Source organism: Thermococcus onnurineus NA1 (genome assembly GCF_000018365.1).
Taxonomy (GTDB): domain Archaea; phylum Methanobacteriota_B; class Thermococci; order Thermococcales; family Thermococcaceae; genus Thermococcus; species Thermococcus onnurineus.
Window position 1 is genome coordinate 79,020 of record NC_011529.1, and the last position, 24,945, is coordinate 103,964.

Consider the following 24,945-nt stretch of genomic DNA (forward strand, 5'->3'; position numbering starts at 1 on the left):
TCTCCGAAGGTGTCCTCCGTGGAAGGCCGGGTCAAGAAGGTTGGTGCTGTCTTCTTGCTTGCCCTGCTGTTGAGTCTTCAATTGATTGCCGCACCACAAGCTGCGGCAATGACCGCCAACAACTCAAGCGTGACCTTCCGTAGGGCCGTGGTTGCCTGGTATGATGAGAAGGGTAGGCTTCAGATGAACGTGACCTGGGTGAACAGGACCATAGACTTCGCGAACTTGACTAACACTTCCTGCCCCTGCCACAACTCAAGTTCCTGCACTTCCAACTTGACCACCAATGTAAACGTCTCGGTGGTCACGCTTTACAGAATGACGGAAAAGCACGAGCAGTTGTTGTTCTTTGGGATAACCATTTACAACGAGACTTTCAACTACACCATGTATGTCCTCGTTTACAAGGCTGAGAGGAGTCAGTACAACCTAGGTGTTATTACAAGAATAATACACATAAACGGCACTAACTTGTTCACAACAATGGTGAATATCGGACCGAGGGATAGTAAGGCCCAACCTGTAGCGGATATAGTGTTCTTCGCGAACAAAACCCCTCTTGCTGACCACTATAGATTTGTTGGCAAAGTGCTGAATGAAATCAGGAAGAACGATACCACAAGCTGGATCTGGAATAAAGTCAGGATTGAGCTTAACGATTTAGCTAAGAAAACTGAGAGGGATTTAGGAGACTATAATATAGTAGGACACAGCACTTTCATAATAATGGATGATACATGTACATCAAGTTGTGGGCTCATATGTTCATTGCCTACAACCCCTTTCTTCTGTGAAGAATATGTGTGCGCTCCAGCTTGTACCGGAGCTTGTGAGGTGGTATGTGGATGAGAGGGAAGAAACATTTTCTCCTTCTAAACTTTTTTATTGGGGCAGTTTTTCTGGCAATCCTGTTCCACTACGCCCTTTCGCTTTCATTGGGGGAAAGCTTCTTATTTGCAGTCATCTTGTCACTTCTCTACACCTCTGCGCATATTTTCTGGAAAAGACCGGATAAACAGCAGAGAGAGTCTCAATTTTTAAAATCTCCAAGTATCGGACTTATACTCTTTGTTCTGATTTCGTTTGGGTTCGGAGTGCTTTTATTTGAGCTTATCCACGCGGCGTTTGCAAAACCGGGCACCTCTTTCATCCCTCTCGCCAAAGTGCTCGGCGTTTTGTTCATAATCGGCGCGTCTGTGCTGTTCCTCGTGGCAATGCTACATGAGAGAGGTAAGAAAACACCCGAAAAAGTCGTCTATTCCTGGCGAAACTTCCTCAAGGAACTTTCAACGTCCCTCCTCGTGTTCACAATTGCATACTCCTCCGGGGTGAGTTTGGAAAAGAGCGTCTCGATGGCGCTTTACGTTTTTGTTTTGGCCAGCTGGTACTATTCCATGATGGCTCACAAGTATGTGATATCCGAGCGGATACTTAAAATCAGGGCCGTTGTAATTTTTGTGGCGGTCACTTCCGGGCTGTACCTGTTCGTAATTGACAACATAGTCCTAAGTGGGCTGATTGGGGCACTTTTCGCGGTTGTGTCTGAAAAAGACTACAAGATAACCAGGAAACTTGTGGCAGAGGAGTTGCTGGGGAAGAAATACGCCGAAAGCGGAGCCTGGCGCCTGTTTTACGGCATCTTTTATGGATTTGGGGCGATGGTAGCTTTGATGATAGTCACTGGGGATTACAGTGCCTCGTTTATCAGGGAATCTTTGTTAACGGTGTTCAGGCTCCTGTACATATTTACGACGATTTTCCTCCCCTTCGGGACGCTTGGCGGGTGGTTAAGGTTGAAGATTCATGGTGGAAAAACTTAATGAACCAATAAATGTTGGGAAAAACTCTCTATTTGTCGCGTTCACTTGTCCACTAGGTTACTTTGATTTTGGCTTGTTCTCGTCGTTTTGATTTGTTTGGAATTGATAAATACTACAAAAAGCGTTGCCAAATACGACTCGTAAAAGAAAAATCTTATATATGGTGAAGGCTTAATTTTTATTAGCCAAAGTGAGGTGATCCCGCGAGTGTTCGGGGGTTAATTGCTCTGGTGGCATTTGATAATCATGGCAGTCGAGGGCATCCTTGGGGGTATCAGGAAAAGTTGCAATAGAACGGCACAAACATGTTATTCGGCCGGTTATCTGAGTGTGATGGCTATAACAATGCTCGGGGCATTATTAGCTTGGGAATCGTTAGTAACGACTCTCACTGGGTTTGGTTAGCACCGGTATTTGCGAAGTCCGCGTTATTTGCGGCTATATGCGGAACTTTAATGGATAGGAAGTCTGTGCATATCGCGAGTAATTAGGGATTGATTAAGGCTTATTCACAAACGCCGACATCCGTAAGGTGATACCCATGCCTACTATAGAGGGGTATCTCTTGGGAGCGGTGCTCGGAATTTCCCTCTGGTTGCTGGTCTCAGGACTGGTTGAGTACTTTAGGAGGCCTAAGACGTTCTCATTCGTGCTCAGGAAGAGCGACCTCAAGACTGTTTCGGAGGATGAGCTCCCCGAGGATGTGGAGAAATACCGGCGAGAACTTGAGGAGAAGTTGGTTTCAAAAATCATGGAGGAAAGAAGGAAACGCGCATTGTTAAAGCTCAAGCTTTCCGTGGTTGGGATCATAATCGTTATGTCGGCGTTGCTCATAATAGGGTGAAAAGACCTGGGGGTGGTTACATAGACAAAATACTCGAGGGGGAGCTTTTGAGGACGTTCCTAATATTCGTCTTTTTGTTTTTGGCTATGGATAATGGTGGATGAACTCGAACTCTGACCTTCCGGCCGGTCAAGATGATTATATTCCCTCGTCCTGAGCCTGCTAACACTACCACCAAGGCTGTGGATTAGGAGGAAACTTGGGGATGAGCTTTCATGAAAGCGGTGTGGATGGTTCCCGTACCCTTCATGGTTGTTGTAGTGGTCTATGGTCTGTATGGGGGCAAAGCATTGCCGCTGGTCATTGGATTAGTGTCATTATTTCTCTACGTGCTCAGCCTTAGGGGAGAAGGGGAATCAATAAAGCTGACGGGCCTCGTTGCGATGTTCTCATCGATATTCGCACTGTGGGAGAACGTGCTTAAGTATCTGGCAATAATCGGCGTTGCCCTGTTGATTCTCCTTGAACTCTTCGTAGAAATGAGGAAAAAAGAAAACAGAGCTCGTTTGAGGAGGTGATCCCATGGTTAACTCCAAAGGAGGGTTTGTGCTATGGATATTGCTAGGAGCAATTGGTGGAGCTATTGGATTATTGGCATTATCAAAGGGCATGGAACAAGAATTTCCTATGGTGGTCTATCTAGGATTCATTGTGGGGTGGAGTGTCGTGGGGTTTGGGCTATCTAGGGCTGGAAAGCTATTCGGCTCTTCATCGAGGTCATGACATTGGTTAGTAGTGGTGTTTAGTGAACTTTTATGGAAGAATCCTTCTCGGGGAGACAGGACATTGAGTTCGTGTGCATCCCCATCTTTATAAACCCCTTTTCTTATCCCTGCACATGAGCCACTACTACTCCAAAGAGCCAAACGTTCCCCTCAAGACAAAGACCATTGAGGTCTGCCTTAGGGGTCACTGCTTTAAATTCATAACGGCCAGTGGAGTCTTCTCCTTCGGGAAACTCGACAGAGGAACGGAACTGCTCATAGAGAGTATGATACTTGACGGGAACTGGCGTGTCCTCGACCTCGGCTGCGGCTACGGTGCGATAGGGATCGTTGCCTCTCGTTTTGTTGAATACGTCGTCATGACCGACGTGAACAGACGGGCGGTAAGCATAGCGAGGAAAAATTTAAAAATCAACAACGTTAGAAACGCCGAGGTTAGGTGGGGAAGCCTCTATGAGCCCGTCAGGGGCGAAAAGTTCGACACAATCATCACTAACCCCCCGGTGCACGCGGGAAAGGAAATCCTGAGGGAAATAGTTATAAATGCTCCCCGGCATCTCAACGATGGAGGCCTCCTGCAACTTGTTATCAAGACAAAGCAGGGGGCAAAATATATTAAGGGTTTAATGGAGGAGCACTTCACCGAAGTGAGAGAGCTGGCAAAGGGGAGCGGTTACCGCGTGTATGCCGGGATCGCCTAGCCTGGGATGGCGCGGGCCTTGAGAGCCCGTGTCCGTATGGACACCGGGGTTCAAATCCCCGTCCCGGCGCCAAAATCCTCTCTGAAGGATTGATATGGAGGTGTATTCGTAATGACGGACAACTTCAGACACATCGTCCGTGTAGCGGGAGTTGATTTGGACGGAAATAAGCAGCTGAGATGGGCCCTTACGGGCATCAAGGGCATAGGGATAAACTTCGCTACCATGGTGCTCAGGGTTGCAGGGATTGACCCGTACATGAAGACCGGTTACCTGACCGACGAGCAGGTCAAGAAGATTGAGGAGATCCTCGAGGATCCGGTCGCCCATGGAATCCCGACTTGGGCAGTCAACAGGCCAAAGGACTATGAGACCGGTAAGGACATGCACCTTATCACCGCCAAGCTCGTCATGGCCTGGCGTGAGGACATCAACAGGCTCAGGAGAATCAGGGCTTACCGCGGCATAAGGCACGAGCTCGGACTGCCGCTCAGGGGACAGAGAACTAGGTCGAACTTCAGGCACGGTACCACTGTCGGCGTGAGAAGGAGAAAGAAGTGAGGTGGTGTAAATGGGAGACCCTAAGAGGCAGAGGAAGAAGTACGAGACTCCCTCTCACCCGTGGATTAAGGAGAGGCTTGACAGAGAGCGTGTGCTCATGAAGAAGTACGCCCTCAAGAACAAGAAGGAGCTCTGGCGCCACGAGACCCAGCTCAAGGAGTTCAGGCGTAGAGCCAGGCGCCTCCTTGCGGCGAGGGGCAAGCAGGCTGAGATCGAGAGGGCCCAGCTCCTCCAGAGGCTCAACAGGCTCGGCCTTCTTCCGGCCGATGCCGTCCTGGATGACGTTCTCTCCCTTACCGTTGAGGATGTCCTCGACAGGCGCCTTCAGACCATTGTCTTCAAGAAGGGACTCGCCAGGACCATCAGGCAGGCCAGGCAGCTCATAGTCCACGGCCACATCGAGGTCAACGGCCAGATAATCCGCTCTCCGGGTTATCTCGTCCTTAAGGAGGAGGAAGACACCATAACCTACTCCAAGACCTCTCCTTTCGCGAAGGAGAGCCACCCCGAGAGAATGGTTATCGAACAGGCTAAGCAAGGTGAGGCCTCATGAGCGAGGAACAGCAGGTTGTTAACCTTAAGAAGAAGGAGAAGTGGGGCGTTGCCCACATCTACTCCTCCTATAACAACACCATCATCCACATTACCGACCTCACCGGGGCCGAGACCGTCTCCAGGTGGAGCGGCGGTATGGTCGTTAAGGCTGACAGGGACGAGCCCTCGCCCTACGCGGCTATGATTGCCGCCAAGAGGGCCGCCGAGGAGGCCATGGAGAAGGGCTTCGTCGGTGTTCACATCAAGGTCCGCGCTCCGGGAGGAAGCAAGAGCAAGACCCCCGGTCCGGGTGCCCAGGCAGCCATCAGGGCCCTCGCTAGGGCCGGCCTGAGGATAGGAAGGGTTGAGGACGTCACCCCGATTCCGCACGATGGCACTAGGCCGAAGGGCGGAAGAAGGGGTAGGCGTGTCTGACCCTACAACTTCTTTTTTGGTGGTGCAAATGGAGCCAAAGTTTCGCATTCTTGAGAAAAGGGAGGACTCGATTAAGTTCATCGTTGAGGGAATTGATATTCCATTCGCCAACGCCCTCAGGAGAACCATCTTAGCCGAGGTTCCGACCTTTGCGGTTGACGAGGTTGAGTTCTTCGAGAACGATTCCGCCCTGTTTGACGAGATAATTGCCCACAGGCTGGCCATGATTCCGCTCACCACTCCGGTGGAGAGGTTTTCCCTCGATGCCCTCGAGCTTGACGATTACACCGTTACCCTCTCTCTCGAGGCAGAGGGGCCGGGTATGGTCTACTCTGGTGACCTCAAGAGCGACGACGAGGGAGTTAAGCCGGCTAACCCGAACATACCGATAGTCAAGCTGGCCGAAGGCCAGAATCTCACGCTGAACGCTTATGCCAAGCTCGGTCGCGGAAAGGACCACGCCAAGTGGCAGCCGGGCTTCGTCTACTACAAGTACCTCACGAAGATCCACGTGAGCAAAGATGTTCCAGACTGGGAGGAGCTCAAGGCTTTGGCTGAGAAACGCGGTCTGCCCGTTGAGGAGACCGACGAGGAGCTCGTCATAACTACCACGAAGGCTTTCTACCTTCCGAGGAAGTTTGAGCCGTACGAGGGCGATAAGATTAGGGAAGAGGTAGTGCCCAATACGTTCGTCTTTACTGTGGAAAGCAATGGAGAGCTCCCCGTTGAGGAAATCGTCACCATAGCCCTCAAAATCCTCATGAGGAAGAGCGATAGATTTATAAGCGAACTCCATAAATTAGCGGACTGACGCGGGGGTAGCCGAGCCTGGTCAAAGGCGCGGGATTCAGGGTCCCGTCCCGTAGGGGTTCCGGGGTTCAAATCCCCGCCCCCGCACCATAATTCACGCTCACCCCGTCCCTCGGTGCGAGAATTGTGAAGGAGGAATGCTCATGAAGAGAACCGGTCCAACCGACATTAACCTGAGGAGGCTCATCCGCTACCTCAGAAAGAAGTCGAACGAGGAAGGAGTTAAGATATGGAAGGACATTGCCTGGCGTCTTGAGAGGCCTAGGAGGCAGAGGGCTGAAGTGAACGTCAGCAAGATCAACCGCTACACCAAGGAAGGCGACACTGTCATCGTCCCGGGAAGCGTTCTTGGAGCCGGAAAGCTCGAGCACAAGGTCGTCGTTGCGGCGTGGAAGTTCAGCGAGACTGCTAAGAAGAAGATAACCGAGGCCGGTGGAGAGGCCATCACGATTGAGGAGCTCATTGAGAGAAACCCGAAGGGAAGTGGAGTAATCATAATGGAGTGATGGGCCATGAGGATTATTAACGCTGAAGGACTCATACTTGGAAGGCTCGCCTCGAAGGTTGCCAAGATGCTCCTTGAGGGCGAGGAAGTGGTCATAGTTAACGCCGAGAAGGCCATCATCACCGGCAACAGAGAGGACATCTTCGCCAAGTACAAGCAGAGAACCGAGCTGAGAACCAGGACCAACCCAAGGAAGGGTCCGTTCTATCCCAAGAGGAGCGACGAGATAGTCAGGAGAACCGTCAGGGGCATGCTTCCATGGAAGACCGACCGCGGAAGGAAGGCCTTCAAGAGGCTTAAGGTCTACGTTGGAATTCCGAAGGAGTTCGAGGGCAGGGAGCTTGAGACTATAAGCGAGGCCCATATGTCGAAACTTGCCACACCCAAGTACGTTACCGTTGGCGAGGTCGCCAAGTTCCTCGGTGGAAAGTTCTGAGGTGAGAGAAGATGAGGGTCATCCAGACTGCTGGAAAGAGGAAGACGGCCGTTGCGAGGGCCACCATTAGGGAAGGAAAGGGTCGCGTCAGGATCAACCACAAGCCGGTTGAGATAATCGAGCCAGAAATTGCGCGCTTCACAATCATGGAGCCTCTCGTCCTTGCCGGCGAGGAGATCGTCAGCAAGGTTGACATCGACGTCAAGGTCGAGGGCGGCGGCTTCATGGGTCAGGCAGAGGCTGCCCGCGTTGCCATCGCCAGGGCTCTCGTGGAGTGGACAAACGACATGAACCTCAAGGAAAAGTTTATGAAGTACGACAGGACAATGCTCGTCGGAGACAGCAGAAGAACCGAGCCGCACAAGCCCAACCGCTCCACTAAGGGTCCGAGGGCCAAGAGGCAGAAGTCCTACCGCTGACCCCTTTAATATTCATTTGAGAAGGTGATACGGGTGATAGTTCCCGTCAGGTGCTTCACGTGTGGAAAGGTAATAGGCGACAAATACTATGAGTTTAAGGCCCGCGTTGAGAAGGGCGAGGATCCCGAGAAGGTCCTAGATGACCTCGGGGTCGAGAGGTACTGCTGCAGGAGAACCCTGCTGAGCCACGTCGAGCTCATCGACCAGGTAATGGTTTACAAGGTGTACTGAAAAACCGCATTTCTGGGGGGCCGTGGGGTAGCTTGGTCTATCCTCCCGGCTTGGGGTGCCGGAGACCCGGGTTCAAATCCCGGCGGCCCCACCAAAATTTGCACGGGTGGTTGGAATGTTTAAGTACACGAGGTTTGAAAGGGCGAGGATTGTGGGGGCGAGGGCCCTCCAGATAGCGATGGGTGCGCCCATACTCATAGACGTTCCGGAAGGAATCACGCCGCTCGATGCCGCGTTGCTCGAGTTCGAGAAGGGCATAATACCGCTCACCGTAATAAGGCCGAGCTGATGAGAGATGACGGTGATAGAGAACGTAATCGGCAGGGTCGCGGTGCTCAAGGGCGGGAAGTACTCCGTTGAGGTAGACGTTATTACAAGCTCGGGCTTCGGCCGCTTCGCGGCTCCGATAGACGAGAACCCGAGCCTCTATATAGCTGAGGCCCATCGGGCTGTCAGCGAGGTCGACGAGATAATAGGGCCCGAGCTGATAGGCTTCGACGCGAGCGAACAGGAGCTCATAGACAGCTACCTGTGGGAGATAGACGGCACCGAGGACTTCAGCCACATTGGTGCCAACACAGCTCTGGCCGTCTCGATAGCAGTTGCCAAAGCTGCGGCGAGTGTCAAGAGGATGCCCCTCTACAGCTACATCGGTGGAACTTTCACCACTGAACTGCCCGTTCCAATCCTCGAGATAGCCAACGGTGAGGACTTCGACTACTACGTTATGGTCCGTGACCTCATGGAGATAACCGACGTGGTCGATGCGGCTACAAAAGTGCTTGAGAACGCCGAGGGCAGCACTGTTGAGGCTCTGTCAAAAGCCACTGAAAAAGCTGGTGATGAGCTTGGCCTTGAGGTGGCGCTCGGTCTCGTCCAGAAGAGGCCAATGGAGACCGAAGAAGTGCTCTCAATCGTCGAGGACAATAACATAGCTTACATAAAGCCTATCGGCGACGAAGAGCTGTTCCTCGAGCTAATAGCTGGCACTCACGAGGTGTTCGTGGACGGCGAGCACCTCTTCCGCGAGAAGGACATACTCGACAGGCGCTACTATAATGCGTTGTCCATAAAGCCTATCAATCTGGGCACGCTCACCGACTTATACAACCTTGTGAACGACGCGAAGTCGGAGAGAATTACTCCAATCCTCGCGGAGGCTCTCTACGAGTCCTCCGACGAGGCACTGGCCCACCTTGCGGTGGGTTTGAGATGCCCGGCGATGGTCCTGAGGAAGGATTCCATCGCCAAGCTGAACGAGCTGATAAGAATCGCCGAAGATTTGGGCGAAAGAGGTAGGATAATAACCTTTGAAGGATGAAGGAGGTGTGAAGAATGGAGGAATACCTCGTTCCACTCGACCAGTACCTTGCTGCCGGTGTCCACATCGGAACCCAGCAGAAGACCCAGGACATGAAAAAGTTCATCTACCGCGTTAGGCAGGACGGCCTCTATGTCCTCGACGTCAGGAAGACTGACGAGAGGCTTAGGATTGCCGGCAAGTTCCTCGCCAAGTTTGATCCGGAGAGTATCCTCGCTGTGAGCGTCAGGCTCTACGGCCAGAAGCCAGTCAAGAAGTTCGGCGAGGTTACCGGCGCCAGAGCCATACCGGGCCGTTTCCTTCCGGGAACCATGACCAACCCCCAGGTCAAGAACTTCTTCGAGCCAGACGTTCTCATAGTCACTGACCCGAGGGCAGACCACCAGGCCATGAAGGAGGCCATTGAGATAGGCGTTCCGATAGTTGCTCTCGTCGACACCGAGAACTTCCTTAGCTATGTCGATGTTGCCATTCCAACCAACAACAAGGGTAGGAAGGCTCTCGCGCTCATCTACTGGATCCTCGCTAGGGAGATACTCTACAACAGGAAGGAGATAGAGAGCAGGGAGGACTTCAAGGTTCCGGTTGAGGACTTCGAGATGCGCATAGTCAGAACCTGAGGGCAAAGCTTTTTAATTTCCCCAATTTACTCTCCCTCGCGCGGGGGTGCCCGAGCCTGGCCAAAGGGGGCGGACTTAAGATCCGCTGCCGTAGGGCTGCGCGGGTTCGAATCCCGTCCCCCGCACCAAAGCTTTAAAAGTGAGAAGGAATAGGTGTGTTGGATTCAAGATCATGGGGTGATTACGATGGCGAGATTCCCGGAGGCTGAGGCCAGGATATTTAGGAAGTACATCTGCATGCGCTGCGGTGCCACTAACCCGTGGAAGGCAAAGAAGTGCAGGAAGTGCGGCTACAAGGGCCTTCGCCCGAAGGCTAGGGAGCCGCGCGGTGGAATGGGACGCTGAGGGCTTTAGCCCTCTTGTATTTCTCCATTTGGAGCTTTTCTTCGATATTTCATTGGCACTAGATGCCAGGGAGATTTGAGAAATTTTGAGAAAAGCATTTATTCCTTGAGTTTCAAGAGCATCTGCTCGAGAAAAGCTATCCCCTCTTTAAGGAGCTTCTCCCCCTCAGGCGTGAGCCTGTAGTACTTCCTTGAGGGCTTCCCGGTTTCGCTCTCTTGCCATTCCGCTGTTACGTAGCCGTCCTTCTCCAGCTTGTAGAGGACAACGTATGAGCTAACGGTTGCTGGTTCGAAATTAAACGCCTCTTTTATCCTTTCCTTCAGCTCGTAGGCGTACATTGGCCTCTCTCTGAGCAGGCGGAGGATGTAGAGCCACAGAACCTCTTTGGTAATCTTATTTTTGAGTCTCTCCATGGGGCTCGTCATGCTCCCACTCCCAAACTTTTATGAAAACTTTTATGATCTACAAATATTTTGAAGTCGTTTAATTTAAACGTTTTGGGCAAAAACGTTTTATCTTCTATTGATGTAGGTGTCAGTGGTGGTGTGAATGGATTTGAACCTAAATGCCATGATTGGGGATATGGGTGTCGGTGGAATAGCAGGATTTCTGACAGGATTTGCTGTCAAAAAAGTCATGAAGTTGGCGATGGCCTTAATAGGCGCCTACCTGCTCAGCCTCTTCTGGCTTCAGCAGAAGGGAGTGATAACAATAAACACCGACAAACTCTTCAACCTCACTGGGGACCTAACGGCCCAGATAGCGTCCCTTGGCCAGAAAGTCCTTGGGATTCTGCCTGGAACCGGTGCATTCATAGCTGGCTTTTACCTAGGCTTCAGTAAAGGTTAAATTCTTCACTCCTATCTTTTATCCATGAGCTACGAGCGCCGCGTTCTCCTGAGACATTCACTGGCATCGATAATTGCCCTGGGACTGACGGGAATCAGCAGATTTCTTTACAATGTAATCGTCTCCAGGAGGTTTGGTGTTGAAGAGCTCGGTCGGGCAAACTCCCTGATTTCGCAGGCCTTTTTTCTGGCGATTCCCCTGAGCTTCTTTGCGGTTGCCCTCGGGAAGTATGCATCGGAGTTCCTTGGAAGTAACAGGGAGGAGGCCGTTCGTTCAATCACGCTTCCCTCTTTTCTCCTCCCGTTGGCTGGTCTTCTGTTGCTTCCGTTTAACGTTTACCTCTCCCTTTTGGCGGTCTTTAGAGGGATACAGCTTACTATAAGGAACTTCCTCTATGGCATCCACCGCGGTGAGCACTACGCCTATTTAATAACACTCGCCTTTTTGGGCTTCCTGACAGGCTTTTTGGTGCATGATGTCTTTGCTCCCTACTTGCTCTTTCTTGGGTTCATCTCTGCTTTTGCCCTTGTCTACTTGGTGAAATTTAACCTCATAGGAAGGCCCAGAAAGCGTGAACTTAAGCTTCTCCTATCCTACTCATCCTTTGCATTTCTCGGCACGCTTTCGGGTGTGTTTCTCATTCAGGGACCTTACTTCATGAGCGAATACCTCGCAGGGGCTGAAGTAGCAGGAAAAGTCTCTGCGGTTCTCTCGGCTGCATTCCTGCTCACTTATCTTCCCCAGGTGCTTCAGTCTGCTATAATGCCTCTCTTTTCCTATAAGTATGGAAAGAATGAGAATGAGTACATCAAGTTTTTAGCTGAGAAGACAACAAGGCTTTTAATTCTAGTAACTGGTGCGGCAATATTTGTTCTCATGCTCCTTGGTAGGGAGGTTCTGTCCTTCTTTTTCAGCTTTGATGTTGGTCCGGCTTTTTACATTGCCCTGATGGCGATGGAAGTTTACATTTCTTACAACCCGAGCATAGTTGCCCTCAATTCGACGGCCTACGTGAGAAACGGGACGATTGTTGCACTTCTTGGTGCGGTTATTTCTTTCCTTTCGTGGCTTTATCTTATACCTCTCTCCGGTTCGATCGGCGTTATGCTTGGCCTTCTTTTGGGATACTGGGTTATACTTATTGGCTCCGCCCACTACTCTCGCAAACTGCTTGGAATTTCTTGGGGGATATACAGTCCCCTCATCGTTGCCCTTGCCCTCCAGTCGCTGATCTTTCTGTCAAAAATTGCACTCCTAATTGGATTCCTCACTTTTTTAGCCTATGGGAGAAAAGATGTTAAAGAGATCCTGGGTCTGCTCAAATTTTTCCGTGGTAGAGAATCCTAATGAGCTCTTCTGGGAGGCCTTCCCTCTTTATCCTCTCCTCGACGAGCTTCTTGTCATAGTCTACTTCTATGAACTTGGTGTGAAGTGTATCGACGTCAACAAGGGCGAAGGTTGCCTTGTGCTCCCTTCCAGGTGGGAAGCCCACACTTCCTGGGCAGATAACCCTGCCGTATCTTGTCATAGCATTCACTGGGTACTTCGGTGAGGCGACGAGCAATATCTCGTAGTCCTTGACGGGCCTCATTATAGATTCATAATAGCTCGTCGGCTGGTCTGGAAGAACGACCCCTTCGAACGGGTTCAGGGGACTTCCATAGACTCCGAAGACGTCGTTCTTGCCGATCCTGTCCACAAGGTATACCGGCAGGTCGCGGATGAATTCCCTCCCCTCGTGATCGAGTACTTCCCATGTGTGCTTGAGGGCCACTTTTATATGCATGGGAATGTCGAGCCTATTGATGTAGTCCGGACCTTCCGCGTGGGGATCGCTTGCCGCAATTATTTGGTCGAACTCGCCGCGGATGACCTTGACGGTGTCCTTCTTTATGAGGTCATCCAGAGTGTCGAGGACTTCCCTTGGATATGGGAAGAGTCCAATGATGTTCCCAAGGATGTAGTACTTCTCAATCTTATATCCTTCCTCTTTGAGCTCTTCAATCCTCTCAAGAGCCTTGGCGAGTGCTGGAAGGTTACCATTGATGTTTGCCAGAACAGCTACGTAGACCATGGCCATCACCCCCCAACTTTTTTCTTACTCAAATTAACTAAAAATCGGAAAAATATTTAAAGGTTTCGGAAGGGTTCAGATTAGGAAGCGCTTTTTCTTCTTACGTCTTTTCTCAGAGTTTATACTTGCTATGTAGAGCAGGAGGGCGTCCTCCACCATGCTCTCACCTCCTCTAGCTTTTTGTCTCGCAAAGTTTGATCAGGTGTTAGCCAGTAAAAGCGGACTGAATTGAGTTTGCACGTCTTTGTAAGTCTGGAGTTTAATGTGGATTTAACTCCAAATTGAGTGAGTGGGAGGTTTCTATGAGTGAAACACTATAAGACTTGCAATTGGGGAGTAAATCCACTGAAAGACGGTCATTCTAAAAGCGATATGAAAACCCTGATAAAACTCTGATCGGCAGAATTTTAGTGTGCTGGCGGACCGGCGGGGATTTGAACCCCGGACCTGCGGCTTAGGAGGCCGCCGCCCTATCCTAGCTAGGCTACCGGTCCACTGCCCGCTATTCCCTCAAGGGGAAGGGTATTTAAAGTTTACGGTCTATTCTCTCCGGTGGTGAGGATGGTGGATGAACTCGACCTCAGGATACTTTCCCTGCTCCAGCAAAATGCTCGTCTCTCCTACCGTGAGATAGCGCGCGAACTTAAAATTGCCGTTGGCACTGTCTACAATCGGATTAAGCGTATGGAGGAAGAGGGAATAATAAAAGGATTTGCACCAATCCTCGATTACGAGAAGCTTGGCTTCGGCCTTACGACCGTCATCGGGGTGAAAGCTCAGGGACGGAAAATCACCGAAATTGAACGGCAGATTGCCGAAAACGACAGGGTGATAATGGTCTACGACATAACCGGTGAGTTCGATATTGTGGTTATCGCCAAGTTCAAAGACAGGGCTGATATGAATCGCTTTGTTAAGTGGCTCCTCTCGCTGGACGGTGTGGAAAAAACGAACACGAGCGTCGCCATGCAGGTGGTGAAAGAAGACCTAAGGCTCAAACTAACGGAGGACTAAGATCTCCTCCATGAAGCGCTTTGCGAAGTCATCGAGGCTTTCCACCGGAAGTCTAACCTCTTTTCCGTTTACAGCCCCCTCGAATATCAGGTTTCTAGCCGTTATCTCCCTTATTCTCTCAAAATCAGAGTTTTCGGCTATCGTGTTTTCGAGAACCCTGTTGAATTCATCCTCGTTGACGGTTTTCACGACTCCCTCAATGACTATCTCTTTTCCGCACTCCTCGATGCTGCAGTGGAATGTGAAGGGGAGGCCGGGCTCGACCTCCACGGGAATCGTTAGGCCATCGACGTTGTAGATTAAAACCTTCATTTGGATCACTCCAGCCTTATGAGGCTCTCCACTGGAATGTTGTACTCCTCCTTCAGGCGATCTATGATGTCCCCGACACTTATGAGGAAAAACATGCCGACTGGTTTCGCCCCTGCCTGTCTGCACATTCCTAGGAGTGCCTTCTGAGTCTCACCGCTCCTAATGACGTCATCAACTATGAGGACATTTTCACCCTTTTTGAGTGCCCACTGTGGCAGATAGAGTGTCGTAACGCTTCCCGAAGCGCTTGGGACGTAACTGACCTCGTAGAACTTCTCGACGCCGACTTCTTTCTTCTTCTTGGCATATACAACATCGACGTTGAGCTCCCTCGCGATGTGAACACCAAGTGCTATTCCATCGGTTGCAGCAGTGAGAACCTTGTCAACGTTTTTGTCCATGTATCTGCTTGCAACGTCCTCCGCTATAAGGCTCATCAATGCCGTGTCGCTAAGAACTGGCATGTTGTCGAAAAAGCCGTACTCATCGAATTTTATCCTTCTTCTAACTTCCTCCTCGATGTTTATATAAGGGAGCAGTAGCTCCAGGAGCTCTCTTGTTCTTTCAGTGCTCGGAAGGACCTTTCCCCTGACGTATCTGTTGAGGACTGTAATGGGGAGGCCCGTTATCTTAGAGAGCTCCTCGTAAGTGTAATTTTTCTTAAGCAGTCTGAGCACCCTGACAAGCCTGAGCTTTTCCTGAACCGACTTTAGCTGACTCATTCTCTCACCTCCGGTGGCCAAAAATTAACAAGAAAATGTATAAATATGTTTCGGTTACTCGCCTGTGTTCACAACTTTCCTGCGGTAATCTTCTATGACGTCTCCATATTCTCTGAGGAGGAATTCCTTTGTTACAGGCTCTCCGTCTGGATGGTTAATACCCGGGCAGAAGGAGTCTTTCTTGACGTAGACTTCCATTTTATTCCCATGTTTCACGAAGACAAAAGGGTAGAGTCTGCACGCTAGAGGCCTGTGGTTATAGATTTTACACTTCAGGGTCCCTGGATCGAGAAAAACGCAGCCTCCGTCAAAGGGACGCTTTTTGAGGGCGTAGCTTAAGAACTTGTCCCCACGGTAGAACATCTTCTCATAATCAACGAATTCCCATGCGTTGTAGCCGAGTTCCTCTATCTGGGCTATATCTTCATCCCGAATCGGAATCTCCAGCTCGTAGCAGCATTTTCCACAGTTCTCAACACACTTAAATTTAAAGGTGGGATCGTACTCCACCTTCAGCGTGTCGAGGTGGATGGTCGCGACCCACCTCTTCTCCAAGCCTTCACCCCCTGTAGGAGCTTGCTATGAGGGTCTCGGTCATCTCGATGTTGCTTATTCTTCTGAGTATTTCGTCGTGGAACCTGTCAAGCTCCCCTATGTTCTCGACCTCCACACGGAGGATTATGTCGTACTCGCCGTAGACGCGGTATATTTCCTTAATGTGTTTTTCCCCCGCCAGGGCGTTGTAGACCTTTTCCTCAGTCCCGGGCTTAACAACAACTAGCACGAAGGCTTCTATCATAGCCCAAACCCCCCGAGGTTAAACTTGCGGGCCATCTTGGAGAGTTTCCTTTTATCCATGCTCTTAAACATCTTCTTCATTTGATTGTACTGGTGAAGGAGCTCTCTTACCTCTTGGATGCTCGTTCCTGAACCGCGGGCAATCCTCTTTATCCTTGAGTAGTTGATTATCTCAGGATGCTCGAGTTCTTCCTCGGTCATTGAGTCCATTATGACCTTGAACTTCTTCAACCTTTCCTCTCCAACCCTGACAGCATCGTCCGGCAGGGAGTAGCCCATTCCCGGAATCATCTGGAGTATCTGCTTCAGCGGGCCCATCTTCTGCATAGCCTCAAGCTGGGCGTACATGTCCTTGAGGTTGAACTTGCCCTTAAGGAACTTCTCTAAGTCTTCCTCCCTGAATTCCTGCTGCTTCTGGAGTTCCTCAAATTTTTCGAGAAGGCCCTGAATGTCACCCAGACCAAGGAGCCTTGAGACGAACCTCTTGGGGTCGAAGGGCTCTAAATCATCAATTCTCTCGCCCACACCGATGAACTTTATGGGTGCCCCAGTTGCTGCAACCGCCGAGAGCGCTCCACCACCCTTGGCGGAACCATCGAGCTTTGTAACAATTATTGAGCCTATTGGAGTGGCCTCTTTAAAGGCCAGCGCTTGATTGTAAGCCTGCTGACCGATGGTTCCGTCTATGACAAGGATTACCTCGTGGGGCTTTATGGCTGCGCTTATCTGTTTCATCTCCTCTATGAGGCTTTTCTCCTCCTTGTGCCTTCCTGCTGAATCCACGATGATTATGTCGACGCCCTTCTCTCTGAAGTGCTCGACGCCTTCCTTTGCGAGCTTTATTGCATCTTTCTCCTCGGGATCACCGAAAACCTCTATGCCGAAGGGTTCAACAAGCTGTTTGAGTTGCTGGTAAGCTCCTGGACGCCAGGTATCTGAACATACGAGACCGACTTTATAGCCCCTCTTCTGGAAGTATCTGGCGAGTTTTGCGATGCTGGTCGTTTTACCGGAACCCTGGATACCCACAGTCAGCAGAACCGTCGGCTTCTCCTTTATCTCGATGGGCTTAGCTTCCGTGCCAAGGAACTTCGTCAGTTCCTCGTAGACTATTTTAATTATGTGCTCCTTCTTTGAAACTCCCGTGGGAGGCTCTTCCTCCAGAGCCCTTTTTTCTATCCTCTTGGTTAAGTCGAGAACGAGTCTAACGTTAACGTCGGCCTGAATGAGTGCCCTTTGAATGTCTCGCACTACTTCCTTAATCGTCGCCTCATCAACGGTGCTTGAACGGGCGAGCTTTCTCAGGGCATTGTTGAGTGCCTTTCCAAGCTTTTCTAGGGCCATCTTCTCCCACCGTAGTGATGGGGTTTCCAAAGTTTATAAACGGTTGGGTTGCTTTTCCCCGTTCTGATGTATTCTTTTGGCAAAAACGACCCGGTTAAATCCCTTTAAACTGTCCAATCTTGTTCATTTAATATCAAAAACCGTCATCATTGCTTTTTTGGGAGAATAGAGACATTCTAAGGGCATTTATGGAGTTTCAAGGTCTCATAAGGCTTTTAAACCTGAAATTTAGTTAGTATAAACTAGAGAGACCAAAAGGGGGTGAGAGAGATGATATGGATGACCGCACTCTACGAGTACATGCTCGAGAGGGAGATGAAGAGGAAAAGGAAGCCCATCCCAGAGGAGCTCGAGTACGTTGAGAGACTCATGGAGTGATCTTATAAGTTCAAACCTTTTCTATTTCCCTTGGTGATGGTATGAAGATTCACTACGAGTGCATTGCATGTGCTGTAAATCAGGCCCAGAAAATAGTTGAGATGAGCACTCCGGATTTAAAAAAGCGCAGAGAAGCAATGGTCTTTTTCGGCAGGAGAATTGGTGAGTTTTTTGAGGAAAGCTCTGTGCCGGCAACTGATGGCGGGAGGTTGTTCCTTGAACTTTACAGCTTTCTGGGAGATGATGATCCGTTCAGGGACTACAAACGTCGTTCTACTGAACTCGCAGCAAAGGTTGCCACTGATATTGGGGACGTAGAAGATTTTGGCAGGGCTCTGAAGCTGGCTATAGCTGGTAACGTGATTGACTTCGCGGTCGGCTACGACCCCGAAAAGATAGGGGAGGACATCCTCCGTATGACTGAAGAAGAGCTCTACGTGGATGAGAGCAATGAGCTGTTTGAAGAGCTAGGGAGGGCAAAGAGCCTGCTGTACCTCCTCGATAACTGTGGGGAAATTTACTTTGACAAACTGTTCCTTGAGCTCATAAGAAAACTGTTCCCCGGGCTCACTATATACGTTGCGGCCAAAGAGGGACCGATAATCAACGATGCAACCGTTGAAGACTTGAGAGAAGCTGGCTTTGAAGAGCTGGCTAATGTGGTCTCCACGGGCTCATGCCTTCCGGGGGCTCCCATGGAATATGTATCCAAGGAATTCAAGGAGATTTTCAGAAAGGTTGATGTCGTCATCGCGAAGGGGCAGGCAAACTTTGAGACGCTGAGCGATTTAAAGGACTCGAGAATATTCTTCCTGCTTAAGGCGAAGTGCAGGCCAATTTCCAGAGAGTTGAATGTTCCTCAGGGTTCATTGGTGTGCATAAGGGGCGCGTAATAGACAATTGTCGATATTAACTTTAACGAATGTCTATAGAAAACCTTTTTATACTTTTAAGTGGTATATATAAACGGTGATACCAGTGACAACGGTAATTAGACGTGATGCGGATAGATTTTTGAAGGAACTCAGGGCCCATTACGGTGATGTCTGGAAGATGCCTGCCAGTAAGTACCTTTCAAAGCCGGATTTTGTTGTTGTGGATCCTAAGAGCGGTAAGAAGACAAAGGTAAGCTTCGTGTCCCTCGACGATGGTGAAGTAGTGGGTGTCGTTTACGACGAACTTGGCTGATCTTTCGTTTTTTGACTAGATATATCCCATTGTGTTCTACATGCTGGAAATAATTAAATACTCCGATATCATAAATCTCTCTGGTGGAAATTATGCCAGTGGATGTTTATCGTGAGGCCCTTAGATTAGCTTCTGATATTAGGGACAAGTATCTTCGTGCGGTCACTTACGCTAAAATAGGGTACTATATGCACAGGGCCAAGAACCCAGGATATAAAACTGCTTTTAAGTACGCATTCACTGCTACGGCTTCTATTGAAAACCCTGTTCTGATGGTTAAAGCATTGATGGAGATAGGGACGTACCTCGAGAGGACCGGTTCAAAAACAGCTCGGAAGGTGTTTCATCAGGCTTACGAATCTATAATGGCCTTTCCTCTGCCACTGCGGGACGATCTTCTAGAGGAACTGGCGATCAAGCTTCTAGAGCTGGACATGACTGATGATGCCCTCTTCTACGTCACGGACATTGATGACACTGTAAAGCGCAACGACCTCCTTCTGAAAATACTTCGCGTCTACCTCAAGAAAGGCAATATGCGTAAGGCCAAGCTCATTATAGAACAAATTGATGACGAGCCTTGGCATTCGATAGGTGCAATTGAAGCCATAAAGGAGCATCTCAAGAGGGAGGAGTTTGGAAGTGCAATCAGGATTCTCTCCGAGCTGAAGAGCGAGTACTGGCTAGGGGAAGCCATGAAGGAAGTAGCAGTTTACCTGAAAACCTCAGACGTTCCCAAGGCCACCTACGAAAAGTTCGTTGAGATAGCCCTCAGCATGTCGTCTGAGACAGGCTTTGACGTTCTGAAATCGCTCCTCGTTGGACTAGGCAACCAGGGGGAGCTCGAGTTCGTGGCGAGGATACTCGAGAGACTTTCCCTTAGTGCTAGACTGTCTATCCTCAGGGGAATCGTTGAGACATCCTTGGATAGGGCGGAGATACTTTCTCACCTTATCGACTCCCTGGAAGGTTCGGAGTTTGAGGAAATCACCGGCTTTATTCTTGATCAACTCCTCAGTAAACCTGTGGATGAAAAGTACGAGCCTCTCATAAAGAAGATAGGCAATCGCACAAACGATGATGCTCTCCTCGTTAAGGTCACTACATACCTGGCAAAACTCGGAAAGTTCGATGATTCACTAAGCTTTGCTCAGCGTGTCCGGGGTCATTATCTCCGTTCCCTTGCCTTCGGTAGCATTGCTGTGGCGAAACTCAAAGTTGGGGACATAGACGGAGCCATCGATGCTGCCCTTGAAGTTAAGGATTCCAAATGGGGCTCCTGGTTGCTTAGCGAGATACTCACCAAAATCCTCGAGCTCCAGACCGAAGGCAGGCTTGAGGAGAACATCGAGGAGAAAGCTATACACCAGAAGATCATCTGGGAAAAACACTAATGTTTTAAGGCCTCTCCCGTTTCTTTCTTCAGGTGATACCATGCCGAGGATAGCCATTATTGGAGGTTCTGGAGTCTATGATCCGAAGCTTTTGCAGAACGTCAGAGAGGAATGGGTCAGCACCCCATACGGGAAGGTCAGGGTGAAGATAGGGGAGTACAACGGAGAGGAGATAGCTTTCCTGGCAAGGCACGGTGAAGGCCACAGCGTTCCACCGCACAAGATAAACTACCGTGCGAACATTTGGGCCCTCCACGAACTCGGTGTTGAAAGGATTCTCTCGACTTCGGCAGTTGGTTCGCTCAACGAGACCATGAAACCTGGTGACTTTGTCATCCTCGACCAGCTCATGGACTTCACAAAGACTAGGCATTACACTTTCTATGACGGAGACGAGAGTCCCCATGACAGGAAGTTCGTCGCCCACGTCGATTTCACTGATCCATACTGCCCTGAGCTGAGGAAAGCTCTCATCACTGCCGCTAGAGAACTTGGCTTCAAATACCACCCAACGGGAACCTACGCCTGCATGGAGGGCCCACGCTTCGAGACGAGGGCCGAAATAAGGGCACTCAAAATACTCGGTGCGGATGTTGTCGGCATGACTCAGTGCCCCGAAGCGGCATTAGCCAGGGAGCTTGAGATGTGCTACGCCAGCGTGGCGATAGTCACCAACTTCGCGGCAGGAATAAGCAGAGAGAAGCTCACCCACACCGAGGTTGTCGAGCTTATGGCCCAGAAGAGCGAGGAGATAAAGTACCTCCTCATGAAGTCCATCAAGTATATTCCTGAGGAGAGGCGCTGTGGATGTAAGGATGCCCTTAAGGGTGCCACCGGAGAGTGACTCTTCTGTTCTCTTTTCTTCATTGATCAAATCTTCCGTGCTTGCATTTTAAATCCAAGGTTGACGAAAGGTTAAAAATCCTTTGGTGGTAACCCTTACTGAAAAGCTTTAGGAGGGCCTAATATGAAGTACGATGTTGTTGTTATAGGCGCGAGCGCGGGGGGATTAACCGCCGCGATCTCCGCCAAGAGATTTTATCCTGACAAGAGTGTTCTTGTAATTAAGAAGGAGCAAACAGGCATGATTCCATGCGGTATTCCTTACATCTTTGGAACTTTCAAGAGTGTTGACGATGATATCCTTCCAGCCGAAAAGTTTCTCGAGCCCCTCGGTGTGGAGACACTCGTCGATGAGGTCGTCGAGATAGATCCGAAAGCCAAGATTGTGAGGACTAAGAGCGGAAAAGAAATTGCCTGGGAGAAACTCGTCATAGCAACTGGCTCGAAGCCAGTCTTTCCGGAGCTACCCGGGGCTGAGCTTGAGGATGTTTATACCGTTCCTAAGGACTACCACTACCTGAAAGCTCTCCGCGAGAGGCTTGAGAGCGCCGAAAAAGTCGTTATCGTGGGTGGAGGTTTTATAGCCCTCGAAGTTGGCGACGAGATAAGAAAGCTCGGCAAGGACGTAACCCTTCTCGTTAGGAGCAGGCTCCTGAGGAGCTCCTTCGACCCCGAGTTCAGCGAGATGGTCGAAGGGAGACTTAAGGAGGCTGGCATAAATATCGTCTACGGCCAGGTTGAGAGACTCCTGGGAAGCGAAAAGGTCGAGAAGGTTAAGCTGGTCGACGGTAATGAGCTCGACGCTGATCTGGTGATATTCTCCATTGGCTACCGCCCGAATGTTGACCTAGCCATCAAAGCCGGCCTGAAGGTTACTCGCTACGGCATCTGGACGGACGAGTATATGAGAACTTCTCACCCGGACATCTTTGCAGTCGGTGACTGTGTCGAGCACAGGGACTTCTTCACGGGCAAGCCCTATGGCTTAATGCTCGCATCAACCGCAACCTTCGAGGCGAGAATCGCTGGGGCCAACCTCTTTAGGCTCCAGATAGTCAGGGAAAACAGGAGGACAATAGGCGTTTACTCCACCCACGTTGCCGGTCTGACCTTGGCTGCAGCAGGTCTAACTGAGGAGGCGGCCAGGAGGGAGGGCTTCGAGGTCATAGTCGGCTACGGAAAAGGACCGGACAGGCATCCGGCGAAGTTCCCCGACACTTCAATGGTCACGGTCAAGCTAATATTCTCAAGGGATAGGGGAGCGATTCTTGGTGCCCAGATAGCCGGCGGAAAGAGTGTTGGCGAGATGATAAACATACTCGCCCTAGCGATACAGAAGCGCCTTACCGCGAGCGAACTCTACACGCTGCAGATAGCCACTCATCCCCTGCTTACCGCCTCACCCGTCGGCTATCAGATAGTCAAGGCTGCCGAAGATGCCCTCGCGAAGCTGAGGACTTGAGGCTTTCTTTTCTTGTGTTTTATCCTGTTTTCATTTTATTTAACGAGAAATCCTCACAAAACAGCAATTCTAACATGAACATGAATATGCACTTAAAAAAGCATTTTAGAACATCCAGAAACTTTTGATCAAACTTTGCACAAGCAAAATTTGTGGTGCGGTGGCCGGGATTTGAACCCGGGCCAGCGGCGTGGCAGGCCGCTGTCCTAGACCAGGCTAGACTACCACCGCACTGCGCGGCCCGTTAGATACTCACCTCTGGGCGCTTTATAAATCTTTCGGTGGTAGAAAAAGGTTAAATTTATAAAGCGTCCCTAAGAAGGTTTAGCGGGCAGTGCCCCGGTGGCCTAGTCTGGATAGGGCGCGAGGCTGCGGACCTCGAGGTCCGGGGTTCAAATCCCCGCCGGGGCGCCATAATTGTTCTTTTCTGACATGAACACTGGGCGCTTAAATGTGGATCCTTTCTCGGGATGTTAGTACCGCAGGAGTTTTCATCTGAAGTACCACCGGTCTGAATTCTCTGGATAGTCCTTTTAGCACTGCAATATTCTCAACAAACTCATTTTCCTTTAGTATACCTTGTGTGAATATTACATAATCACTAATGCTGACCATCCAAGAGTGGAGCTCTTTGGGTACAACGTCCCTATTGACAATAAGAATATCCCAAAACCAATATCCATTTTCCACCAGTTTTTCACCAGCAAACAAACGTGTTTGGAATAGTTTCTTCACAGTGGACGCCTCAAACCGCTCGTATAATGTGTCTAAAGTTACAAACGCATGAACTACCTTCCTTTCTTTTAAATTGTATTTTTTAATTATCTGCCTTTTGACTTCGACATATTTCGAAATGAAGGTTCCCCCATCGACATTGCCCACCTTGTAAACGAAATCGTAGTGAGTTTCTCCTTCAAAAACATTTATTATCGCTAGATTGCCATTTTTACCCTCCTGAATCACATCTAATCCCGCGGCCTCTATTCTTGCACAGAACTTTCTAAAAGGAACTGCAACATTGGTCAAAAGTGCAAAATTCCCTTTCTCTATCTCTTCTTTCACAAGTCTAACTCCGATTTTCCAACCTAGAGAGTACTGGTCATATGATAATAGCAAAATCCCTCCAGGGGTGATTTCTCTTAAATATTCCCTTACAGTTTTTACCTTGGTCATATTGGAATCACCATTATTTATCTTTCGAATATTTTGATTATAAGACTTGTGGCATATTTTAGCATAATCAAAACAATGAGTTTCCAAATATTAGATTATTGATATTAAATGTTACAAACAATGCTATTTTTTGGATGCTTCATGAAATTGTGAAAATTGGGCAAAAATTCAAAGAATTCCGTGTGACGCAGGTTAATTCCACAGAAAATTAAAGGTCAAACAGAACAGCTAAAGCCTTCTCAATCCCGGGAACCACACCTTCTTGCCTTTCTGCTCCTTCTCTTCGTCCCATTCGGCGAGTATCTTTACGGCCTCAGTGGCGACCATTGCGGCTTCCTTCTCTCCAGCTTTGCCGAACTCGTTGGTTACCCTGTTAGCAAAGACTGCACAGACACAGCCAGCCCTGAGGCCGTAGATGTTCGCCAGCGTGAAGAGGGTCGCCGCTTCCATCTCAAAGTTGGTGACCCTGGCCTGCCTGAGGTCGTCGAGGATGTTCTTGGCGAAGCTCGGGAAGTAACCGTTTAAGCCTGGCCTTCCTTGGCCGAGGTAGAAGCTGTCGGTCGAGGCGGTTATGCCGATATGATAGCGCACTCCGAGGGTCTCGGCGGCCTCGATTAGTGCGAGGGTAACCTCCAAGTCGGCAACGGCTGGATATTCAATCCTCACGTACTGCTTTGAAGTGCCCTCGAGCCTAACCGCTGCCTTCGCTATGATGAGGTCGCCTATTTCCATTCCACGCTGGATAGCGCCGGTGGAGCCTACTCTTATGAAGGTATCTGCTCCAATGGCTGCGAGCTCTTCAATCGCTATCGCCGTTGAGGGCCCACCTATCCCGGTTGAAGTAACGCTTATTGGAACCCCCTTGTATTTGCCCGTGTGAGTTCTGTATTCCCTGTGGAAGGCTATCTCCTTTGCCTCATCCCACAGAGAGCTTATCTTTGGAACCCTCTCTGGGTCGCCGGGCAGGAGAACATATCTTGAAACATCCCCCGGCTTGCATGCTATGTGGTACTGATAGCCTTCCTCAGTTTGGGGCCTGTCTGCAGATAGGAACTTTGTCATGGCAATCACCCATCGCTTTTGTGAG

General features: G+C 49.9%; 35 protein-coding genes and 7 tRNA genes. 31 read left to right on the forward strand and 11 right to left on the reverse strand.

Annotated features, from left to right (window positions below; all coding sequences use genetic code 11):
• Positions 1-18 precede the first annotated feature (18 nt).
• From TON_RS00490 to TON_RS00590, 22 genes are all read left to right on the forward strand, one after another.
• Entirely contained in the window at positions 19-849 is an 831-nt protein-coding gene (locus TON_RS00490) for a hypothetical protein (RefSeq protein WP_012571055.1), read from the forward strand.
• Entirely contained in the window at positions 846-1,820 is a 975-nt protein-coding gene (locus TON_RS00495; protein WP_012571056.1) for a hypothetical protein, read from the forward strand. The genes TON_RS00490 and TON_RS00495 overlap by 4 nt, the downstream gene beginning before the upstream one ends.
• A 541-nt stretch (positions 1,821-2,361) precedes the next feature.
• Positions 2,362-2,664, forward strand: coding sequence for a hypothetical protein (locus TON_RS00500; RefSeq protein ID WP_012571057.1), 303 nt, complete (start codon positions 2,362-2,364; stop codon positions 2,662-2,664).
• A gap of 215 nt (positions 2,665-2,879) precedes the next feature.
• Positions 2,880-3,182 carry a hypothetical protein gene (locus TON_RS00505; RefSeq protein ID WP_012571058.1) on the forward strand — a complete coding sequence of 101 codons (303 nt, stop codon included), beginning with the start codon at positions 2,880-2,882 and terminating at the stop codon, positions 3,180-3,182.
• A gap of 4 nt (positions 3,183-3,186) precedes the next feature.
• On the forward strand, positions 3,187-3,387 hold the full coding sequence (locus TON_RS00510; protein WP_048055010.1) for a hypothetical protein: 201 nt from the start codon (positions 3,187-3,189) through the stop codon (positions 3,385-3,387).
• A gap of 115 nt (positions 3,388-3,502) precedes the next feature.
• Entirely contained in the window at positions 3,503-4,090 is a 588-nt protein-coding gene (locus TON_RS10225; protein ID WP_083757813.1) for a class I SAM-dependent methyltransferase, read from the forward strand.
• Positions 4,076-4,162, forward strand: a tRNA-Ser gene (locus TON_RS00515). Before TON_RS10225 ends, TON_RS00515 begins: the two co-directional genes overlap by 15 nt.
• Positions 4,163-4,201: 39 nt before the next feature.
• Complete coding sequence (locus tag TON_RS00520; protein WP_012571060.1) at positions 4,202-4,651, forward strand: 30S ribosomal protein S13; 450 nt, start codon at positions 4,202-4,204, stop codon at positions 4,649-4,651.
• Positions 4,652-4,661: 10 nt separating this feature from the next.
• Positions 4,662-5,204 (forward strand): 30S ribosomal protein S4, encoded by a 543-nt coding sequence (locus TON_RS00525; RefSeq protein WP_012571061.1) that lies wholly within the window; start codon positions 4,662-4,664, stop codon positions 5,202-5,204.
• Positions 5,201-5,620, forward strand: coding sequence for a 30S ribosomal protein S11 (locus tag TON_RS00530; RefSeq protein ID WP_012571062.1), 420 nt, complete (start codon positions 5,201-5,203; stop codon positions 5,618-5,620). Before TON_RS00525 ends, TON_RS00530 begins: the two co-directional genes overlap by 4 nt.
• A 28-nt stretch (positions 5,621-5,648) precedes the next feature.
• On the forward strand, positions 5,649-6,431 hold the full coding sequence (locus TON_RS00535) for a DNA-directed RNA polymerase subunit D (protein ID WP_012571063.1): 783 nt from the start codon (positions 5,649-5,651) through the stop codon (positions 6,429-6,431).
• 1 nt (position 6,432) lies between these two features.
• Positions 6,433-6,520: transfer RNA gene (locus TON_RS00540), tRNA-Leu, on the forward strand.
• A gap of 53 nt (positions 6,521-6,573) precedes the next feature.
• Positions 6,574-6,936, forward strand: coding sequence for a 50S ribosomal protein L18e (locus TON_RS00545; protein ID WP_012571064.1), 363 nt, complete (start codon positions 6,574-6,576; stop codon positions 6,934-6,936).
• Between the two features lie 6 nt (positions 6,937-6,942).
• A complete protein-coding gene (rplM, locus tag TON_RS00550; RefSeq protein ID WP_012571065.1) occupies positions 6,943-7,371 on the forward strand; it encodes a 50S ribosomal protein L13 in 429 nt (142 codons plus the stop codon).
• An 11-nt stretch (positions 7,372-7,382) separates the two neighbouring features.
• Entirely contained in the window at positions 7,383-7,790 is a 408-nt protein-coding gene (locus TON_RS00555; protein ID WP_012571066.1) for a 30S ribosomal protein S9, read from the forward strand.
• 33 nt (positions 7,791-7,823) lie between these two features.
• Positions 7,824-8,021, forward strand: a complete 198-nt coding sequence (locus tag TON_RS00560) for a DNA-directed RNA polymerase subunit N (RefSeq protein WP_012571067.1) — start codon at positions 7,824-7,826, stop codon at positions 8,019-8,021.
• A gap of 16 nt (positions 8,022-8,037) precedes the next feature.
• A tRNA-Pro gene (locus TON_RS00565) sits at positions 8,038-8,115 on the forward strand.
• A gap of 21 nt (positions 8,116-8,136) precedes the next feature.
• Positions 8,137-8,310 carry a DNA-directed RNA polymerase subunit K gene (locus TON_RS00570; protein ID WP_012571068.1) on the forward strand — a complete coding sequence of 58 codons (174 nt, stop codon included), beginning with the start codon at positions 8,137-8,139 and terminating at the stop codon, positions 8,308-8,310.
• A gap of 6 nt (positions 8,311-8,316) precedes the next feature.
• Positions 8,317-9,342: a hypothetical protein gene (locus tag TON_RS00575; protein WP_012571069.1), complete on the forward strand. Its 1,026-nt coding sequence runs from the start codon at positions 8,317-8,319 to the stop codon at positions 9,340-9,342.
• A 14-nt stretch (positions 9,343-9,356) separates the two neighbouring features.
• On the forward strand, positions 9,357-9,962 hold the full coding sequence (rpsB, locus tag TON_RS00580) for a 30S ribosomal protein S2 (RefSeq protein WP_012571070.1): 606 nt from the start codon (positions 9,357-9,359) through the stop codon (positions 9,960-9,962).
• Positions 9,963-10,002: 40 nt separating this feature from the next.
• Positions 10,003-10,090, forward strand: a tRNA-Leu gene (locus TON_RS00585).
• Positions 10,091-10,148: 58 nt separating this feature from the next.
• Positions 10,149-10,307, forward strand: a complete 159-nt coding sequence (locus TON_RS00590; RefSeq protein WP_012571071.1) for a 50S ribosomal protein L40e — start codon at positions 10,149-10,151, stop codon at positions 10,305-10,307.
• A gap of 98 nt (positions 10,308-10,405) precedes the next feature.
• Here TON_RS00590 and TON_RS00595 read toward each other — a convergent pair whose 3' ends face one another.
• On the reverse strand, positions 10,406-10,732 hold the full coding sequence (locus TON_RS00595; RefSeq protein WP_012571072.1) for a PadR family transcriptional regulator: 327 nt from the start codon (positions 10,730-10,732) through the stop codon (positions 10,406-10,408).
• Between the two features lie 124 nt (positions 10,733-10,856).
• On the opposite strand from TON_RS00595, the gene TON_RS00600 reads away from it, so the two are divergent.
• Positions 10,857-11,156: an FUN14 domain-containing protein gene (locus tag TON_RS00600; RefSeq protein WP_012571073.1), complete on the forward strand. Its 300-nt coding sequence runs from the start codon at positions 10,857-10,859 to the stop codon at positions 11,154-11,156.
• 24 nt (positions 11,157-11,180) lie between these two features.
• Positions 11,181-12,503 (forward strand): lipopolysaccharide biosynthesis protein, encoded by a 1,323-nt coding sequence (locus TON_RS00605; protein ID WP_012571074.1) that lies wholly within the window; start codon positions 11,181-11,183, stop codon positions 12,501-12,503.
• On the opposite strand, the gene TON_RS00610 is transcribed toward TON_RS00605, so the two are convergent.
• Positions 12,475-13,230, reverse strand: coding sequence for a metallophosphoesterase family protein (locus TON_RS00610; RefSeq protein WP_048055011.1), 756 nt, complete (start codon positions 13,228-13,230; stop codon positions 12,475-12,477). The two genes, TON_RS00605 and TON_RS00610, sit on opposite strands and share 29 nt — an antisense overlap.
• Positions 13,231-13,646: 416 nt before the next feature.
• A tRNA-Arg gene (locus TON_RS00615) sits at positions 13,647-13,724 on the reverse strand.
• 67 nt (positions 13,725-13,791) lie between these two features.
• Here TON_RS00615 and TON_RS00620 point away from each other — a divergent pair.
• The gene (locus tag TON_RS00620) at positions 13,792-14,244 is read left to right on the forward strand and encodes an Lrp/AsnC family transcriptional regulator (protein WP_012571076.1); all 453 of its coding nucleotides are present in this window, start codon (positions 13,792-13,794) and stop codon (positions 14,242-14,244) included.
• Here TON_RS00620 and TON_RS00625 read toward each other — a convergent pair.
• Genes TON_RS00625 through TON_RS00645 form a run of 5 tightly spaced genes read right to left on the reverse strand, consistent with a single transcriptional unit; the run spans position 14,230 to position 17,420 of the window.
• The gene (locus tag TON_RS00625) at positions 14,230-14,556 is read right to left on the reverse strand and encodes a hypothetical protein (RefSeq protein WP_012571077.1); all 327 of its coding nucleotides are present in this window, start codon (positions 14,554-14,556) and stop codon (positions 14,230-14,232) included. The genes TON_RS00620 and TON_RS00625 overlap by 15 nt on opposite strands.
• Before the next feature lie 5 nt (positions 14,557-14,561).
• Positions 14,562-15,278, reverse strand: coding sequence for a phosphoribosyltransferase family protein (locus TON_RS00630; RefSeq protein WP_012571078.1), 717 nt, complete (start codon positions 15,276-15,278; stop codon positions 14,562-14,564).
• Between the two features lie 54 nt (positions 15,279-15,332).
• Positions 15,333-15,833: a YkgJ family cysteine cluster protein gene (locus TON_RS00635; RefSeq protein ID WP_012571079.1), complete on the reverse strand. Its 501-nt coding sequence runs from the start codon at positions 15,831-15,833 to the stop codon at positions 15,333-15,335.
• A 4-nt stretch (positions 15,834-15,837) separates the two neighbouring features.
• Positions 15,838-16,077 carry an Lrp/AsnC ligand binding domain-containing protein gene (locus TON_RS00640; RefSeq protein WP_012571080.1) on the reverse strand — a complete coding sequence of 80 codons (240 nt, stop codon included), beginning with the start codon at positions 16,075-16,077 and terminating at the stop codon, positions 15,838-15,840.
• Positions 16,074-17,420 carry a signal recognition particle protein Srp54 gene (locus TON_RS00645; protein ID WP_012571081.1) on the reverse strand — a complete coding sequence of 449 codons (1,347 nt, stop codon included), beginning with the start codon at positions 17,418-17,420 and terminating at the stop codon, positions 16,074-16,076. Before TON_RS00645 ends, TON_RS00640 begins: the two co-directional genes overlap by 4 nt.
• A gap of 419 nt (positions 17,421-17,839) precedes the next feature.
• On the opposite strand from TON_RS00645, the gene TON_RS00650 reads away from it, so the two are divergent.
• The 5 genes from TON_RS00650 to TON_RS00670 all read left to right on the forward strand — a co-directional run bounded on the left by TON_RS00650 (position 17,840) and on the right by TON_RS00670 (position 22,685).
• Positions 17,840-18,691 (forward strand): damage-control phosphatase, encoded by an 852-nt coding sequence (locus tag TON_RS00650; protein WP_012571083.1) that lies wholly within the window; start codon positions 17,840-17,842, stop codon positions 18,689-18,691.
• Positions 18,692-18,776: 85 nt separating this feature from the next.
• Entirely contained in the window at positions 18,777-18,986 is a 210-nt protein-coding gene (locus TON_RS00655) for a hypothetical protein (RefSeq protein WP_012571084.1), read from the forward strand.
• A 92-nt stretch (positions 18,987-19,078) separates the two neighbouring features.
• On the forward strand, positions 19,079-20,380 hold the full coding sequence (locus tag TON_RS00660; protein WP_012571085.1) for a hypothetical protein: 1,302 nt from the start codon (positions 19,079-19,081) through the stop codon (positions 20,378-20,380).
• A gap of 40 nt (positions 20,381-20,420) precedes the next feature.
• On the forward strand, positions 20,421-21,224 hold the full coding sequence (mtnP, locus tag TON_RS00665; protein WP_012571086.1) for an S-methyl-5'-thioadenosine phosphorylase: 804 nt from the start codon (positions 20,421-20,423) through the stop codon (positions 21,222-21,224).
• A 123-nt stretch (positions 21,225-21,347) separates the two neighbouring features.
• Complete coding sequence (locus TON_RS00670; RefSeq protein ID WP_012571087.1) at positions 21,348-22,685, forward strand: NAD(P)/FAD-dependent oxidoreductase; 1,338 nt, start codon at positions 21,348-21,350, stop codon at positions 22,683-22,685.
• Positions 22,686-22,838: 153 nt separating this feature from the next.
• Here TON_RS00670 and TON_RS00675 read toward each other — a convergent pair.
• Positions 22,839-22,916, reverse strand: a tRNA-Gly gene (locus TON_RS00675).
• A gap of 105 nt (positions 22,917-23,021) precedes the next feature.
• Here TON_RS00675 and TON_RS00680 point away from each other — a divergent pair.
• A tRNA-Arg gene (locus TON_RS00680) sits at positions 23,022-23,099 on the forward strand.
• 33 nt (positions 23,100-23,132) lie between these two features.
• Here the strand turns inward: TON_RS00680 and TON_RS00685 are convergent.
• On the reverse strand, positions 23,133-23,858 hold the full coding sequence (locus TON_RS00685; RefSeq protein ID WP_012571088.1) for a hypothetical protein: 726 nt from the start codon (positions 23,856-23,858) through the stop codon (positions 23,133-23,135).
• 228 nt (positions 23,859-24,086) lie between these two features.
• Entirely contained in the window at positions 24,087-24,920 is an 834-nt protein-coding gene (gene udp / locus TON_RS00690; RefSeq protein WP_012571089.1) for a uridine phosphorylase, read from the reverse strand.
• Between the last annotated feature and the right edge of the window lie 25 nt (positions 24,921-24,945).

Coding starts and splice junctions, on each gene's coding strand:
- TON_RS00495 (WP_012571056.1), top strand. CDS start 846: ATGAGAGGGAAGAAACATTTTCTCCTTCTAAACTTTTTTATTGGGGCA.
- TON_RS00500 (WP_012571057.1), top strand. CDS start 2,362: ATGCCTACTATAGAGGGGTATCTCTTGGGAGCGGTGCTCGGAATTTCC.
- TON_RS00505 (WP_012571058.1), top strand. CDS start 2,880: ATGAAAGCGGTGTGGATGGTTCCCGTACCCTTCATGGTTGTTGTAGTG.
- TON_RS00510 (WP_048055010.1), top strand. CDS start 3,187: ATGGTTAACTCCAAAGGAGGGTTTGTGCTATGGATATTGCTAGGAGCA.
- TON_RS10225 (WP_083757813.1), top strand. CDS start 3,503: ATGAGCCACTACTACTCCAAAGAGCCAAACGTTCCCCTCAAGACAAAG.
- TON_RS00520 (WP_012571060.1), top strand. CDS start 4,202: ATGACGGACAACTTCAGACACATCGTCCGTGTAGCGGGAGTTGATTTG.
- TON_RS00525 (WP_012571061.1), top strand. CDS start 4,662: ATGGGAGACCCTAAGAGGCAGAGGAAGAAGTACGAGACTCCCTCTCAC.
- TON_RS00530 (WP_012571062.1), top strand. CDS start 5,201: ATGAGCGAGGAACAGCAGGTTGTTAACCTTAAGAAGAAGGAGAAGTGG.
- TON_RS00535 (WP_012571063.1), top strand. CDS start 5,649: ATGGAGCCAAAGTTTCGCATTCTTGAGAAAAGGGAGGACTCGATTAAG.
- TON_RS00545 (WP_012571064.1), top strand. CDS start 6,574: ATGAAGAGAACCGGTCCAACCGACATTAACCTGAGGAGGCTCATCCGC.
- rplM (WP_012571065.1), top strand. CDS start 6,943: ATGAGGATTATTAACGCTGAAGGACTCATACTTGGAAGGCTCGCCTCG.
- TON_RS00555 (WP_012571066.1), top strand. CDS start 7,383: ATGAGGGTCATCCAGACTGCTGGAAAGAGGAAGACGGCCGTTGCGAGG.
- TON_RS00570 (WP_012571068.1), top strand. CDS start 8,137: ATGTTTAAGTACACGAGGTTTGAAAGGGCGAGGATTGTGGGGGCGAGG.
- TON_RS00575 (WP_012571069.1), top strand. CDS start 8,317: ATGACGGTGATAGAGAACGTAATCGGCAGGGTCGCGGTGCTCAAGGGC.
- rpsB (WP_012571070.1), top strand. CDS start 9,357: ATGGAGGAATACCTCGTTCCACTCGACCAGTACCTTGCTGCCGGTGTC.
- TON_RS00590 (WP_012571071.1), top strand. CDS start 10,149: ATGGCGAGATTCCCGGAGGCTGAGGCCAGGATATTTAGGAAGTACATC.
- TON_RS00595 (WP_012571072.1), bottom strand. CDS start 10,732: ATGACGAGCCCCATGGAGAGACTCAAAAATAAGATTACCAAAGAGGTT.
- TON_RS00600 (WP_012571073.1), top strand. CDS start 10,857: ATGGATTTGAACCTAAATGCCATGATTGGGGATATGGGTGTCGGTGGA.
- TON_RS00605 (WP_012571074.1), top strand. CDS start 11,181: ATGAGCTACGAGCGCCGCGTTCTCCTGAGACATTCACTGGCATCGATA.
- TON_RS00610 (WP_048055011.1), bottom strand. CDS start 13,230: ATGGTCTACGTAGCTGTTCTGGCAAACATCAATGGTAACCTTCCAGCA.
- TON_RS00620 (WP_012571076.1), top strand. CDS start 13,792: ATGGTGGATGAACTCGACCTCAGGATACTTTCCCTGCTCCAGCAAAAT.
- TON_RS00625 (WP_012571077.1), bottom strand. CDS start 14,556: ATGAAGGTTTTAATCTACAACGTCGATGGCCTAACGATTCCCGTGGAG.
- TON_RS00630 (WP_012571078.1), bottom strand. CDS start 15,278: ATGAGTCAGCTAAAGTCGGTTCAGGAAAAGCTCAGGCTTGTCAGGGTG.
- TON_RS00640 (WP_012571080.1), bottom strand. CDS start 16,077: ATGATAGAAGCCTTCGTGCTAGTTGTTGTTAAGCCCGGGACTGAGGAA.
- TON_RS00645 (WP_012571081.1), bottom strand. CDS start 17,420: ATGGCCCTAGAAAAGCTTGGAAAGGCACTCAACAATGCCCTGAGAAAG.
- TON_RS00650 (WP_012571083.1), top strand. CDS start 17,840: ATGAAGATTCACTACGAGTGCATTGCATGTGCTGTAAATCAGGCCCAG.
- TON_RS00660 (WP_012571085.1), top strand. CDS start 19,079: ATGCCAGTGGATGTTTATCGTGAGGCCCTTAGATTAGCTTCTGATATT.
- mtnP (WP_012571086.1), top strand. CDS start 20,421: ATGCCGAGGATAGCCATTATTGGAGGTTCTGGAGTCTATGATCCGAAG.
- TON_RS00670 (WP_012571087.1), top strand. CDS start 21,348: ATGAAGTACGATGTTGTTGTTATAGGCGCGAGCGCGGGGGGATTAACC.
- TON_RS00685 (WP_012571088.1), bottom strand. CDS start 23,858: ATGACCAAGGTAAAAACTGTAAGGGAATATTTAAGAGAAATCACCCCT.
- udp (WP_012571089.1), bottom strand. CDS start 24,920: ATGACAAAGTTCCTATCTGCAGACAGGCCCCAAACTGAGGAAGGCTAT.